Here is a 14947-nt window from a genome sequence, read left to right on the forward strand (position 1 = left end):
CGCTCGGTCATCCAGGCACCTCCAGCGGAACCTCCAGCACTACGGCGGTGCCCTGACCGGGTGCCGACGTGACGCGCACCGTGCCACCCACCAAGGCGGCGCGCTCGTGCACTCCGCGCAGCCCAAGGCGTTCGCTGCCGTTGCCCATCGTGAAACCGCGACCGTCGTCCTCGATCAGGATGCGCAACCGGCGCCGGTCGGCCCCGATCACCACGCTGCACCGGCATGGTCCGGCGTGCCGGGCCACGTTGGTGAGGCCTTCCTGAATCACCCGGTAGGCAGCGGTCTCGACGTCCGGCGGCAGCCGCTGGCCGTCGTCGACCCCGACGGTCTCCAGGTCCACCTCGACGCCTGCTCGGGGCGCCGCCACCAGTTGGCGCACCGCGGCCAGCAGACCCATGTCGTCGAGCACCGTCGGTCGCAGCTCGAACGCCAACCGGCGCACGCTGTCCAGGCCACCGGTGACCAATGTCCGCAGGTGCTCGGTGCGGGTAAGCACCTCCTGCCAGTTGCCTCCGCTCAGCGCCGCGTTCTCCACCAGGCGCACGCCCAGCAGCACCGAGGTGAACGCTTGGCCGATCTCGTCGTGCAGGTCGCGGGAGATTCGCGTGCGTTCGGCCTCCGCCGCCGCCAGGACCTCCGCGCGGGTCGCCCGCTCCAACCGTTGCCGACTCAACGCCGCCCCGGCCAACGCGACGAGGAACCGGGTGAGCCGTTCCTCGGCCTCGCCGAACAGGTTCGGCACCCGGTCATGTGCGATGAGCAGGTAGCCGCCGCAGTGGCCGTCGACGGTCAACGGGGCGCACAATGCCGAACGCGCCGCGGCCGGCACCAGGGCATGGATCGGCGTCGACTGGCGGTCGGCCTCCAGGTCCAGGACGGTGGGCGCCCCGACCTCGGCCAGCCAGTCCACAGCCTGCCGCACCGCGTCCTCGACGCCGCCGGCGGGATCGGGACCCTCGACCGCGAAACCCACCTGCGCGTATTCGGCCCGCAGCAGGGAGATGGCCGTTGCACTCAGGGCTTCCTGGACGGCATCGACGTCGTCGGCGGCGGCCAGCAGCGCACCGGCCTCGAGCAGCGCCTGGAACCGGTCGGCCAGACCCGCCGGGGGCGGGATCAGGTCGCCGTCGCCGCCCGGTGCGGGTTGGGACGCAGGCCCCGTCAGCGCGTCGGCCATGCCGAAGCGGTCCGCCTCGCGGCGGGTCTCGGCCAGCTCCGCCCAGGCCTCCCGCCGCAGCGCGTCGGCCGCGGCGGCCCGCAGCAGTCGCCGGGCCCGCCGGGACCGTCCACCGAGCGCCGCGACCAACGCCTTCTCCCGCAGGGCATGCGGGCGGTCGTTGGGGTAGACGCGGGCGTAGCGCGTGGCCCGTCGGGTGGCGCGACGGGCGGCGCGCAGCGCGCGGCGACGCCCGCCCGGCAGCAGTTCGCCCTCGATCCGCTCGCGGTGCACCGTGGCCAGCCAGGCGAACACCGGGACCAGGTAGGTGTTGGTCGGGCGGGCCTCGCGTACCGCCCGGCCGGCCTGCTCGAGCAGATCGAGCGCACCGGAGAGGTCCCCGTCGTGGCGCAACCGCAAGGCCTCGGCCTGCAGCCCGGCGACCCGGGTCTCCAGATCCGGCCCACGCAGCAACAGCTCCACCGCCGGCGTGGGAACCCGTTGCCGGCCGCCGGTGGACTTGGCCAGCACCTCCAACGCGGTCACCTCGGCGTTGGCGTCGCCGACCTCCAACCCGATCCGGTGCACCCGGCGCGCCTCGGCCGCGGCCTCGCGCAGGCGGCCCGTCCGGTAGAGGCACAGCGCGCGGTTGCGGGCCGCGAATCCTTGCTCCCAACGGTCTCCGACCCGGGAGAGCACGCGCAACGCCTGCGCGGCCGAGACCTCACCGTCGGCGTAGCGGCCCGCGGCCAGCAGCACGCAGGTGCGCATGCTCTGCGCGTGGCCCTGGGCCCGGATGTCGTGATGGGCCACCGCGAGTTCGTTGCTCAGGTCGACGTAGCGCAGGCCGCGGCCGGAGAGGAACGGGAACGTCAACGCCAGTGCCCCGCCCCAGACGCTGTAGGCGTGCACGAGTTCGCGGCTGTTCGGGCAGCGTTCCGCGACGTTGACCTGACGCACCATCAGCCACAGCGTCTCGACGCGCCGGGCGTGGAACCAACGCGGGTACTGCAGTTGGGTGTACAGGTGTGCGACCAACCGGTCGCGGGCCGAACCGCCTCCGACTTCGGACCGGCGCTGCGGACGCACGCGGCGGGTCATCCGTCGCAGCAGTTCGACGGCCAGCCGGATCCAGACCGCCACCCGGGCGTGCGGCACCCGTTCGCCGAGCGCGGTCAGGCCCGCCTCGATATGGGTCTCGGCCCGGGCCAGGTCGTCCTGTCGGAAGGCCACCTCGCCCAGATGTCCTTGTGTGGTGGCGATCTGCACCTGGTCGTCGGCGAAGGTCAACGCCCGGGTGAAGCGCGCGGCCGCGGCGTCGTAGCTGCCCCGCAGCACGTGGATCTGGCCGAGCGCCGCGTGGACCCGGTAGCGCTCCTCGCGGGTAGCGGCGGCGAATCCGCGTTCGGCGATCTCGTACTGCCGGACCGCGAGCACCAGGTCCTGCCGCGCCCGGGCGGCTGCGGCCGAGGACAGCGCGTGCGGGAAAGCCCGCTCGGGTTGGCCGGCGGCGTCGAAGTGGTAGGCCAGGTCGAAATCCGGCGGCGCCTGCGCGCTTTCGAGCAACTCCGCGGCGGCCCCGTGCAGGGCGGCCAACCGGTCCTCGGTCAGCCCGCCCTGCAGGGTCGCGCGGACCCGGTCGTGGATGAAGGCCAGCACGCCCGGTTCTGGGCTCCAGACCAAGTTGCGTTCCAACGCCTGCACCGCGGCGGTCGCTGTCTCCTCCGGTGCCTGACCGGCCAACTGTGCGGCATGCGCGACGGTGAAGCGGCGCCCGAGCACCGCGCCGGACTCCAACAGACGACGGGTGCCCGGCGCCAGCAACTCGATGCGCCGGGAGAGCACCCCGGCGGCCTCGGTGGAGGCCTGCCAACCGTCCGGGACGGCGTCGAAGGCCCACGCTCCGCGCCGACCGGTCAGCGCACCGCCTTCGACCAGTCCGCGCAGCACTGCGGAGACCAGCAGCGGCTCCCCGTGCGAGAGGCCGACGACGACCTCGGTGACGCCGGCGGGCACAGCGCCGGCCATCGAGGTGATGATCGCGGCCACCTCCGGCTCGGCCAGCGGGGGCAACGCCCGCAGTTCGGCGCCGGTGAACGCGGTCGGCGGGACGGTCCGCGAACCGGCCTCGGACCGCATCGCCACCACCAGAGCCACGTGCGTCGAGGCGTCGTCCGCCACACCGCGGGAGGTCCACGCGGACAGCACCGAGACGGTCAGGTCATCAGCCCACTGGCAGTCGTCCAGGACCACCAGCGCCGGCCGGCCGGGCCGGCCGAGACTGGCCAACAACGCGACCAGTGCCGCCACCGTCTGGCTCTCCGAGTGCACGCCCGGCCACGCGGTGGGCGAGCGCCGCGGGTCGAGGACCTCGGCCAGTTCGGGCAACAACTCGCACAGCGGGCCACTGTGCCCGGCCAGTCGCGTGCGCAGTGCGCCGGCCAGTTCCAGGTCGGTCGCGGCCTGCTCGACAATGCCCTCGGCGACGCCGGACAACACCTGCAGCGGCCGTTGGCCCGCGCCCTCCACCCCTTGCCCACGCAGGATCAACACGTCGGTCGCGCCGGGATGGCGGCAGAGTTCGTCGAGCAGACCGGTCTTGCCACCGCCGCTGGCCGCGGTGAGTACCACCGTGCGCGGTGTGCCGTGCCGGGCGTCCTCCAACCGTCCGGCCAGCAATCGCAGCTCCGCCTCCCGCCCGGTGAACGAGGGTTCGTCCAGTGCGCTGGGTGCCGGCATCCGGCGCGGACCGAGCATCAGCGCGGGTTCCCGTTCCCCGGCGGCGATGTCGGCGATCAGACGGATGACGTCGGTCATCACCCGGTCGGCCCGGTCGTAGCGATCGTCGGGGTCGGCGGCAAGCAGCGCGGCCAACAGCTCGTCGACGGCGCGCGGGGCCGTGATTCCGCGACTTCGCAGGGTGGGGACGCGGATCGACAGCTGCCGGCGCAACGTCTCCCGCAGGTCGGCCCCGCGGAACGGCTGAGTACCCGTCAGGCACTCGAGCACGACGACGCCGAGGGAGTAGAGGTCGGCCCGCCCGTCGACGCGCCGGTCGATCGCGCCGAGCATCTCCGGGGCGCTGTAGGCGTGGTTGTTCGCGCCGCCGCCGGGCCCGGCCTCGGTCTGCAGCCGTGGCGCGAGCAGCGTCGCCTGGGTCAGCCCGTCGCACTCGGTCAGCAGCACGTTCTCCGGAGACAGCGCCCCGTGGACCCGGCCCCTGGCGTGCAACGGGACGAGGTGGTTGAGCAGATCCCGGGTGATGTCCAGGGTCGCGCCGAGTCCGAGCGGGCCCCGGCCCAGTCGCTCCGCCAGGCTCACCCTCGCGAACGGAGCGACCGCGGCGAGGGAATCGCCGCGGTGCGCCGCGCTCGGGTAGGGGTCGGCGGGGCTCACCTGCCAGGGCCCTCCTCCCGGTGCGACCGTTGGGTCGCAGGGAAGGGACGCTACTCCGTCGCGGGTCAAGGTCGCCCGTCTGCTCGCGGCACCTCGACGTCCTGCACCCAGAGCTCGGACTCCTTGACCGGCTTGCGCTCGTGGTCGGCAAAGCTCGGCGCGCAGCAGATCAGCAGCGTGTTTCCGTTCGGCCCGCCGAGCGTGCACGAGAACAGGCCCATCCCCGGCGGTGCCTTGACCTCGTCGACGATCTTGCCGTCCGGGGACACCCGCAGTGCGCGGCCCATCCAGGCGTCGGCCACCCAGACGTGGTTCTCGGCGTCCAGCACGCAGCCGTCGGGGGCGCACTCGAGCTGGATGAGGGTTTCCATCGAGTCCCACGAGGGTGCCTTGCCGAGCTGGGCGACAACACGCTTGCCGCTCAACGAGCCGTCGGCGCTGATGTCGAACGCGGTCAGCCGGGAGCCGAAGGTCTCCGCCACGATCAGCGTGTTGTTGTCCGGGCTGACGATCAAGCCGTTCGGGAAGTCCATCTCGGTCGCGACGACGGTGACAGTGCCGTCCGGGTCGACTCTGGAGATCGCTCCGCGGGCGGGCTGCTCGCCCTCGAACAGGTTGAAGCCGAAGGTGCCGACCCAGGCACGCCCCAGCTTGTCGACGACCATGTCGTTGGCGAAGCTGACGGTGCCTGGACGCAGGTCCGCGTAGTTCGACACCGATCCGTCGGCGTTGGCCTTCATCACCTGGGTGTCCTTCATGGACACCACCAGCATCGTGCCGTCCGGCAACCAGCCCAGGCCCGAGGGCTGATTGGGCACTGTCGCGACGATCCGCGACTCGCCCTCGGGAGTGACCTGATGGACGGCGGGGCCGTACAGGTCGGAGGAGTACCAGTGGCCGTCGTGCCACCGCGGGCCTTCGAAGAAATGACCGTCTCCGACGAGCTTCTCCATGGTCGTTCCTCTCGTTTGTGATTGACCGTCAGGACCTGGGGCGGTTGAGCGCGACGCCGCTCACTGTCGGACCCCTGCGGGATTCGCCGGGAAGACGTCCTGCCAGCGCGAGCGGCGCGCGGCATGGTGGCCGAGGCACTCGACGAACCCGGCCACCCGCGGGTCGTCGGTCTGCACCAGCCGGGCCAGGGTGCGTCCGGTCAGGGCAGCCACCGCACAGCGCAGGTCCTCCTGCTCGCGCAGGGTCAGATGCGGGTCCAGCGACCGGGCCTGCAGGGAGTTGAGCAGGTCCAGGTCGGCCTCATCGAGGTTGGTTCGGTGGATCAGGCCGAGCAGGTCGTCGATCTCGGTGCCGACCTCGCGGGGGCGCACCGAGAGCTCCAGCGCGCAGGCCCGAAGCAGCTTGGCGGCCGCACGCACCTCGCCACGCAGCTCGCCCGGCACCGCCCCGGCGACTTCGGCATCGAGGAAGTCGGCGACCGCCTCGACGGTGCTCAGACCGTCGATCATCGAGTGCCGCCGCTCATCCCGACGACAACCGGCGCCAACTCCTGCGCCAGCTGGTCGGCGATCCAGATCCCGGCCCGGCCCATCAGCAGCAACGTCGGCCGCGGGGCCTCCCCGGCGGTCCCGGTCAGGAACATGGCCCACAGCTTGACCAGCGCGAGGATGCGCCAGAACCGCAATGCCTCGGCGCCGACCTGACGGCAAGTCAGATCGCTGTAGGTCCGCACGTACGCCTCGCGGGTGTGCAGCCCGCCGACGATGTCCCAGTCGGTGCGCCACAGCATCGTCCAGGCCAGGTCCTCGATCGGGTCGCCGAGGTGGGAGAGCTCCCAGTCGATGACCACCAGTTCAGCGGCCGGCGTGATCAGCAGGTTGTTGGCCTTGAAGTCCCCGTGCACCAGGCAAGGCGCCGGCGCCGGCGGGTCCGGCAGGTGCGTGCCCAACCAGGCAAGTGCCGCGACCAACAGCGGATCGGGGACCGGCTCGGCGTCGGCGATGACCGCGGACCAGCGGGCCAATTCGCGCTGCGGGCCCCACCGGGGGTCCAGGCCGGGCAGTTCGGCCGGGTCGACCGCGTGGATGCGCGCCTGGAGTTCGATCGCCTGACGGGCCAGCGCGGGCAGGTCGCGGCCGTGCCCGGGGCGGGCCAGGTCCTTGCGGAGATCGGTGCCGGCCACCCGTTCCATGATCATGAACGGCAGGTCCAGCGGGGAATCCTCGGTGACGCACAGCCAAGGTCGCGGGACCGGCAGTCCCACGTCGTGCAGCGTGGTCAGCAGTTCGTACTCGGCCCGGACGTCGGTGTCGAGCATGCCCCGGTCGAAGTCCCGACGCAGGACGAGCGGGGCGGTCACGGCCCCGTCGCCGGTGGTGGCCACCAGACCCCAGGTCTCGTGCGAGGACCCGCCGGACAGCCGGGTCAGGCCCCCGACCTCCACCGGCCGACCGAGATGCTCGGTCAGCACGTCGGCGAGCCCGGCAGCGAGGGCTGGGTTCGTCACGCGCTGAATCCGTACCTCTCGTGGGCGCCGAAGACCTGGACCTCGAAGGTGCCGTAGCCGATCTCGCCGTCGTCGGCCTCCATCCGGCACATCACGTGTGTCGGGCCGATCTTCGTGGTGACAGCCGGATCGGTCAGGTCGAAGGAGACCGAGTCGACCCACTCGCGGCCCATGTAGGTCCCGTGCCGCCACGGATCCGGGCCCCCGTAGCCGGTGCCGGCCCGCAGGTAGATGCGGGAGATCGGGGTCAGGTGAACGGTGCGGCGCGAGCCGTCGGCCTCGCGCCAGGACACCTGGCCCTTGTGCAGTTCCCGGTCGTGCGGGTCCAGGACCAACTCGTGATCGGGCCCGGAGAGCAACCGCAGTTCGCCGCCGCGCTCGTAGGACAGCGACTCGCGCACGGTGTTGACGTCGCGTTCGCCGTCGGGGAACTCCGAGAGGCTGAAGTGCACGGTGCGATCGCGGAACTGCATCGGGGACCAGATCCACAGCGTGGTGCGGTTCTTGGCGACCTGGTGCGCGTGCGCAATGCCCTTGGGCTCCCGCTCCATGCCCATCGAACGCACGCCCCAGGAGCGGTCGCGCCCGCCCTGCCACTGATCCGGAGTCACTTCGAACTCCCGGCCGGCCACCCGGATGTGGCCGGACCACGTGCCGGTCTGGATGATCCGCGTGCCCGCGTCCATCACGCGATCCATGACCCGGGAGAACAGCGGTGGCTCCGCGAACGCCGGGGCGGAGCCGTCCCACCGCAGGTCCAAGGAGACCAACTGGTCCTCGTGCGGCGCGCAGGTGAAGCGCAGCGTGCGCAGGCCCTCGAGGATCTGCAGTCCGAACGGTCCGATGCCCGCGGTGTCCATGCGGTCGTGGCCGAGTTCACGGGAGGCCCGCGTCGTGTACTGGGTGTTGCCGACCGTGACCGAGGCGAAGCAGTCGATCACACCGAGGTTCGGGTAGACCCCGATGCCGCACAGGAAGGCGACCTGTCCGTCGCGGGAGTGTCCGGTCAGGAAGTGGCGGTCGTAGAACCTGCGGTCGCTGGTTCCCACCCACCGGATCGGGTCCGGGGTCTGGTGGATCATGAAGTCGTCGGCGGGGCTGATGGTCATCGGCTCACCTGTCCGTCGTGAGGATCATGCATCCTGCCGGGATCCCGCCGCCCGCGCTGACAACCGCGACCTGCGCCCCGAGGACCTGCCGTTCCGCGGCGTGGCCGCGCAATTGGCTGATCGCCTCGGCGAGGTTGCCGAATCCGTTGCTGCGCCCGGCGCACAACTGGCCACCATGCGGGTTGACCGGCAGCACCCCGCCGGGCCCGATCCGCTCGGCGTTCTTGACGAACTCCGGGCCCTCGCCCGGGCCGCAGAAGCCGAGCGCCTCCAGCCAGCACAGCGCGTTGAACGTGAAGCCGTCGTAAAGCAGCGCCAGGTCGACGTCGGCAGGCCGCAGTGCCGAACGACTCCACAGGTGGGCCGCGGGCCCGAACACGTTGGGCTGGTGGGTCAGCGTGCCTTGCTCCCAGGTCTGGTCCTCGGCGACAGCGGTGCCGACGGCCTCCACCCGCACCAGCGGCCGCCGCAGGTCGCGGGCCGCCGACAGCGCGGAGACCACGACCGCGTGGGCGCCGTCGCAGGGTAGGTCGCAGTCGAACAACCCGAACGGGGTGGTGATCATCCGCGCGGCCGCGTGGTCGTCGAGATCGGCGCAGCCGATGCGCAACGCCGCGGGGTTGCGCGCGGCGTGCTGCCCGGCCGAAACCGCCAGCCAACCCAGGGTTTCCCGGTCGGCGCCGTACCGGTGCAGGTACTGCGAGGCCGCCAGCCCGATCCAATGCGCCGGCGACACGGCCCCGAAGGGCACCCGCCACTGCGCCTCCCCGGTCAACCGGCTGCCGGGTCCGACGTCGGAGGGCAGGGCGTCGCGGCCGACGGCTGTCCAGCACAGCACGTGCCGGCACAGCCCGGCCGCGACCGCGAGCATCCCGGCGACGACTCCACCGAGTTGGCCGGGCACTTCGTGCCCGCCGCTGTGCCAAGTCGGGTGCAGGCCGAGCACCTGCTCGACGGCCCGCACCCCACCGCTGCCCACGCCCGGCATCCCGGTCGAGCCCGGGTAGGCGCACAACCCGTCGATCTCGGACGGATCGAGCCCCGCGTCGGCGATCGCCCGCCGGCAGGCCTCGACGGTCAGGTCCAGCTCCGACCGGTCCAGTCGTCGCCCGACCTGCGAGGTGCCGGTGCCGGTGAACGCGACCAGGTGCTCGAACCGGCTCGCCGCGGCCGGCACTCGGGCGACCGGAGCCGGCTCCGGTGCTCGGGCCGCGGCGTCCGGTGCACCGGAGGGCTCGAAGACCGGCAGAAAGACGTCCTCGACCGGTTCGAAGCGGACCCGGACCGCCAGCCCGACCCGCGCGTCAGCGACGTCGAGGCCGACCAGGCGGGTGGTCAGCCGGATCCCTGAGGCGTTCGGCAGTTCCACGACGGCCAGCGCGTACGGCTTCGTCGAGACCCCGGGCCACGGGTGGAAGTTGACGGTGCAGGCGACCACGTGCCCGCGGCCGTCGACTGCGACGGGCGTCAGATCCGTTCCGCCGCAGCCTGGACACAGTTGCGCCGACGGGTGCAGGTGGCGACAGCAGCTCGCGCACCACGGCAACCGAAGAACGCCGTCGGCACCAGCGGTCCAGAACGAACCGCACCGTCCGGTGGTCGCCGGCAGGGGGAGCGAACCGGTTTGCCGGGAGCCCCCGGCAAGCTCGCTCATCCGACCTCGAGCCAGAGCGTCTTCAGCCCGCGGGTGAGCAGGACCTGCTGCCACTCCAGCTCGTGGCCCGGCGACAGGCGCACGTTCGGCAGGGCGTCGAGCAGGATCGGCAACGCGATGCGGGTCTCCAACCGGGCCAGCGATGCGCCCAGACAGAAATGCGCGCCGCCGCCGAAGCCGAGCTGCTTGTTCGCGTCGCGGTCCAGGCGCAACGCGTCCGGGTCGTCGAACACCGCCGGGTCGCGGTTTGCCGCGGCCAGGATCAGGAAGACCCGTTGCCCGGCGAGCAGTTGCTGCCCGTCCAACTCGACGTTCTCGGCCAGCACTCGGGTGATCGCCTTGCCGGGGCCGTCCCAGCGCAGGAATTCCTCGACGGCGCTCGCGATCGGGACCTTGCCGTGGCGCAGCAGATCCAGTTGGTCCGGGTGCCGGCACAGCGCGAGCATCGCGCTGGCGATCAGGTTCGCCGTGGTCTCGTGCCCGGCGAACATCAGCAGAGTGCAGAACGCGAGTACCTCGTGCTGGGTGAGCGGCTCGTCGGCAACGCGCGAGGCGGCGAGCGAGGTGAGCAGGTTGTCGGCCGGGTTGGCGGCGTAGTGGTCGAGCAGGTCACTGAAGAACGCGACCAGATCGGCCACTGCGCGGCCCGCTCGGTCGTAGCGCGACGGGTCGTCGAGTCCGCCGGAGATGACCGGTGCGATCTCCTCGGCCCAGTTCTTGAAGTTGGCGCGGTCGGCCTCCGGGACGCCGAGCATCTCGGCGATCACAAAGACCGGCAGCGGATAGGTGAACTCCGCGATGAGATCGAACTTGCCGTGCCGTGGCAGCGCGGCGGCCAACTCGTGGCTCTTGCGTTCGATGGCCGGCTCGATGTTCGCGATCGAGCGTGGGGTGAACGTGCGCGACACCAGGCGACGCAACCGGGCGTGCTTGGGGTCGTCCTGGAACACCATCCAGTGCTGCAGCACCTCGAACGCGTTGCGGATTGCCGGATCAGTGTCCGAACCCATGAGCTTGTTCTGGATCATCGGCGCGACCCGGTCGGAGGAGAACCGGGGGTCGCGGATGGCCTCGACGATCGCGGAGTGCCCGGTGATCAACCAGGAGCGGTAGCGCGGGTCCCAGTACACCGGGGCGCTCTCGCGCAGTCGGGAGAAGTACCCCGACGGGTCGCGGATCGCCTCCGGGCCGAGCACGTCGACCTCGAAGTCGAGCGAAGTCATGAGGCGCGCTCGTCGATGACCCGACGCGACTTCAGCACCGCGCGTTCGAACACGTTGGCCTCGACGAGGTTGACCGGGACCCGGATCAGGCAGTGGTGGGTGACCGCGTCGGTGGCCTGCCGGGTCAGGTTGTCGCGGTCGCCGGTGAAGTCCGGGGCGACCTCGACCTCGACCCTGATCTCGTCCAGGTGTCCCTGCTTGAACACCCGGATGCGGAACTCGGTGCCCAGCCCGGCCACGCCGCGCAGGGCTTTCTCGATCGCGGAGGGGAAGATGTTCGCCCCGCGGATCACGAGCATGTCGTCGACCCGGCCCATCAGGCCCTGCGGCAGTCGGGGATAGGTGCGCCCGCACGGGCAGGGCTCGCGGGTCAGGTAGCTGCGGTCGTTGACCTGGAAACGGATCATCGGCTGCGAGATCCGATGCAGATGCGTGTAGACGAGGTTGCCGATCTCCCCGTCCGGCACGAGCTTGTGGGAGTCCTCGGGATCGACGAGCTCGGTCCAGACCTCGTCGGTGTAGACGTGCGGGCCTTGCATGTGGGAGCACTCGGCGTTGGTCACGAACGGGAACATCTCGGAGCTGGTACCGGCATCGCAGAGGATGTCCAGTCCCCACAGCTCCATGATCAGTTTCTTGGTGGACGGGATCGAGCCGCCGGGTTCGCCGCCGGACAGAAAGATCCGGATCGGGCTGTTGACGGTGTCGTAGCCCATCTCCCTGGCGACCTCGGCCATGTGCAGCATGTACGAGGGGGTCGCCTCGACCACGGTCGAGCCCAACCGGTCGATCATCTCGATGTGCCGCCGGGTGTCGGCCAGCCCCATCGGGAACACAGTCGCGCCCACCTCTTCGGCGGCCATCAGCATCGCCCAGCCGCCGAAGAACATGCCGAACGGGAACGCGTAGTGCACCACGTCGGACGGCCGCACCCCGGAGGCCCAGTGGGTGAGCGCGAAGATCTCCTTCGCGTGCTCCCAGTCGGCGCGCGCGACCCCGTACATGGTCGGGGTGCCCGAGGTGCCCGAAGAGCCGTGGATCCGGAAGATGTCGGTCCGGTCGATGCCCAAATAGCTGCCGTACGGCGGGAACTCCGCCTGGTCGGCGACCAGCATCTTCTTGGTCATGATCGGGCAGCGCTGCGTGAAGTCGGCCAGTGTCCGCACCTGGTCCGGATGGAACCCGTGCGCGTCCCAGTGCCGCTGGTAGAACGTCAGTGTGTAGGCCCGCTTGAGCGAGGCCTGCAGGTGGACGAGCGTCTCGGCATCGCGGTCTGCCGGGTCGCGCGTCTCGCGTTTGACGTCCCAGTACGGGTTCGTGGGATCGCGCACGGGATTCCTCCTCCTAGCGGAGCGCCCTCACCGGTCTCACGCGGAGATGGTGACCTTGGCGCCTGCCGCGGCAGCCATCTTCTGCACCTCGGGGGCGACCTTGTCCATGAACAGCTTCAGGCTGTTGTCGACGGCCTCGACCGACATGCCACCGAAGGACACCAGGATCATCTGGCTGAACTCGCCGATCAATTCGATGCGCCGGCGCATCTGTTCGATCATCTTCTCCGGCGTTCCGGTCCACTGCAGGCCGTAGAAGCCCTCGAACGCGGCCTCGCGGCCGGCTGCCTGGATGGCCTCGGCGCCACCGGCGTAGTGGTTGTACATGTCCGAGCTGGCGAAGTGCTTGCCGTCGAACTCGTAGTGGTCGACCATCGCGTTGAAGAACGGCCCGAGGTGATCGCGCATCACGGTGTCGGCGACCGCTGCGTCCTCGTGGCAGTACGAGAAGTCCAGCAGGACCGGCGGCGGAGCCGGCACGCCGTGCGTCGCCTCGTAGAGCGCCCGCCACTCGTTGAACTGCTCGGCCTGCTGCTCAATCGGGTACTGGTAGTTGAAGCACATCAGCGTTCCGCCGAACTCGGCGGAGGCGGCGATCGAGGGCGGCGACATCGCGATCGTGTAGGTCCGGTCGCGGAAGTTCTTGGCCGGCTCGGGGAAGATGTCCCGCTTGGGCTGGTTGAAGTACTTGCCGTCGTGATCGATGAAGCCGTTGTCCAGGCCGTCGAGGAGCATGTTCGCGGTCTCGGTGAAGCGGTCCCGCGACTCCTCCATGTCGACGCCGAAGCCTTCGTACTCCATGCGGGCCAGCCCTCGCCCGAGGCCGAGCAGCAGCCGGCCGTTTGAGAGATGGTCGACGATGCTGATGCGCTCCGCGAGGCGCATGGCGTCGTTGTGGCCCTGCCACCACGGCAGGATGATGGCGCCGGTGCCGAGCTTGATGCGGCTGGTCTTGGCTGCCAGGTAGGTCAAGGCCGACAGCGGGTCCGGTGACTCGCAGTACGGACGGTCGAAGTGGTGCTCGGGCGCCCAGACGCTGTCGAAGCCGAGCTCCTCGGCACGCACCCCGAGGTCCATCTCCTCCTTCCACAGCTGCGCGTCGGTCTTACCTGAGTGCGCGTTCGCGAACAGCAGCAGAATCCCGAAGTGCATGGGTCCGACCCTTCTGATGGGCAGCGGGGCTCAAGCGATGGCCATGTCTACGTCGGCCGCGGCGACCGCTGAATCCGTGCTAGGTACTAGCCCGGATCCGCCTCCGGTCGTAGTTCCTACGGATGCGCCTGCGAGATTGACGGAACCTGACAACGGGTGGTCCCCACCTGACGTCATCGGCCATTGGCAAGCACGCCCCGGCTACCTAACGTCGGGGTCACTCCAGGCGTCGCCGACCGGAATGAGGATGCAGATGAGCTTGCAGGGGCGAACCGCGATCATCACCGGCGCCGGATCAGGGATCGGGCGCGGAACGGCCTTGCGGGCCGCCGCCGAGGGCATGCACGTGGTGGCGCTGGACGTCAAACAGGCCGACCAGACCGCGGAGGAGATCACTTCCGCAGGCGGCTCGGCGTCGGCGGTCTCGATGGACGTCCGGGAGCCGGGCGAGTGGCGCCTGGTGGTGGAGCAGACGTTGGCCCGGCAGGGCTCGATCGATCTGCTGGCCAACGTCGCCGGCGTGGTCAACGCTGGCCCGGACAACGCGGTGGACCAGACCGACGACGGCTGGGACCGGGTCGTGTCGATCAACCAGACAGGCGTGTTCTACGGGATGCGCGCGGTGCTGCCCGCGATGATCGCCGCCGGCGGCGGCGCGATCGTCAACGTCGCCTCGGTCGCGGGCCTGGTCGGCATGCAGAACGTTTTCACCTACTCGGCCACCAAGGGCGCGATCATCGGCATGAGCCGCCAGGCCGCGATCGAGTACGCCAAGACCGGCGTGCGGATCAACGTCATCTGCCCCGGCATCATCGAAACGCCGATCCTGGGCGACATCACCGACGCGCTGCGGGACTACTGCGAGGCTGCCACGCCCAATGGGCGGCTCGGCCAACCGGACGACATCGCCGCGACTCTGATCCACCTGGCCCGCCCGGAATCCTCATTCATCACCGGCCAGGTCATTGCCATCGACGGTGGTTGGACCGCTCAATAGCTCCAGCACCGTGCACGGCAGGACCCGCCCGCCCGCGGGGCCCGTAGAGAACACCGCCCGCAGTCGTACCGCTTTTCGAATTACGGCCCAGCAGCACCACAGAAGCTGTTCGACATTCCTGGACGACTGCGGCCCCGCTCGGGGCCTTCTCGAAGGGCAAGCACATGACAGCTGGAAGGAGACCACGTCGGCTGGTAACGGCCTGCGTGGCTGTCAGCACGACGTTGGCCCTGTTGGCCGCATGCGGTGGGTCCCGGGTCGCCGCGAGCGACACGGCGAGCCAGAACTCCGGTTCCGCGTCGACCGACACCGCGGCGAACACCCCGGCCAACAGCGCACCGGCCGGGGGTAGTGCCGCGGCGGGTTCGGACAGTTCTGTGGCTGGTGCGGCGGCCTCGACGGGTACGGCGGTCAAGCCTGCTGCGGGTTCGACCTCGACGGCGGCGAAGGTGGCTCCGGCGGTGG

The 14947-nt window shown here is 70.6% G+C and carries 11 protein-coding genes; 2 read left to right on the plus strand and 9 right to left on the minus strand.

The window, feature by feature from the left end; translation table 11 throughout:
* Nucleotides 1-7 precede the first annotated feature (7 nt).
* From VHU88_15865 to VHU88_15905, 9 genes are all read right to left on the minus strand, one after another.
* Nucleotides 8-4555, minus strand: coding sequence for an AAA family ATPase (locus tag VHU88_15865; GenBank protein HEX3613165.1), 4548 nt, complete (start codon nucleotides 4553-4555; stop codon nucleotides 8-10).
* Between the two features lie 65 nt (nucleotides 4556-4620).
* Nucleotides 4621-5508, minus strand: coding sequence for an SMP-30/gluconolactonase/LRE family protein (locus tag VHU88_15870; GenBank protein HEX3613166.1), 888 nt, complete (start codon nucleotides 5506-5508; stop codon nucleotides 4621-4623).
* Between the two features lie 60 nt (nucleotides 5509-5568).
* A complete protein-coding gene (locus VHU88_15875; protein HEX3613167.1) occupies nucleotides 5569-6018 on the minus strand; it encodes a hypothetical protein in 450 nt (149 codons plus the stop codon).
* Nucleotides 6015-7016 (minus strand): phosphotransferase family protein, encoded by a 1002-nt coding sequence (locus VHU88_15880; GenBank protein HEX3613168.1) that lies wholly within the window; start codon nucleotides 7014-7016, stop codon nucleotides 6015-6017. The genes VHU88_15875 and VHU88_15880 overlap by 4 nt, the downstream gene beginning before the upstream one ends.
* A complete protein-coding gene (locus tag VHU88_15885) occupies nucleotides 7013-8125 on the minus strand; it encodes a hypothetical protein (protein ID HEX3613169.1) in 1113 nt (370 codons plus the stop codon). Before VHU88_15885 ends, VHU88_15880 begins: the two co-directional genes overlap by 4 nt.
* A gap of 4 nt (nucleotides 8126-8129) precedes the next feature.
* Complete coding sequence (locus tag VHU88_15890; protein ID HEX3613170.1) at nucleotides 8130-9779, minus strand: OB-fold domain-containing protein; 1650 nt, start codon at nucleotides 9777-9779, stop codon at nucleotides 8130-8132.
* A complete protein-coding gene (locus tag VHU88_15895) occupies nucleotides 9776-11002 on the minus strand; it encodes a cytochrome P450 (GenBank protein ID HEX3613171.1) in 1227 nt (408 codons plus the stop codon). The genes VHU88_15890 and VHU88_15895 overlap by 4 nt, the downstream gene beginning before the upstream one ends.
* Nucleotides 10999-12333, minus strand: a complete 1335-nt coding sequence (locus VHU88_15900; protein ID HEX3613172.1) for an AMP-binding protein — start codon at nucleotides 12331-12333, stop codon at nucleotides 10999-11001. The genes VHU88_15895 and VHU88_15900 overlap by 4 nt, the downstream gene beginning before the upstream one ends.
* Before the next feature lie 36 nt (nucleotides 12334-12369).
* On the minus strand, nucleotides 12370-13485 hold the full coding sequence (locus VHU88_15905) for an LLM class flavin-dependent oxidoreductase (GenBank protein ID HEX3613173.1): 1116 nt from the start codon (nucleotides 13483-13485) through the stop codon (nucleotides 12370-12372).
* A gap of 253 nt (nucleotides 13486-13738) precedes the next feature.
* Here VHU88_15905 and VHU88_15910 point away from each other — a divergent pair, with 253 nt between their 5' ends.
* Together VHU88_15910 and VHU88_15915 are read left to right on the plus strand one after the other, a co-directional pair.
* Entirely contained in the window at nucleotides 13739-14482 is a 744-nt protein-coding gene (locus tag VHU88_15910; GenBank protein ID HEX3613174.1) for an SDR family NAD(P)-dependent oxidoreductase, read from the plus strand.
* Between the two features lie 206 nt (nucleotides 14483-14688).
* A partial coding sequence (locus VHU88_15915) for a hypothetical protein (GenBank protein HEX3613175.1) occupies nucleotides 14689-14947 on the plus strand: 259 nt, incomplete at its 3' end.

The organism is Sporichthyaceae bacterium, from assembly GCA_036269075.1.
In the GTDB taxonomy this organism is placed as follows: domain Bacteria; phylum Actinomycetota; class Actinomycetes; order Sporichthyales; family Sporichthyaceae; genus DASQPJ01.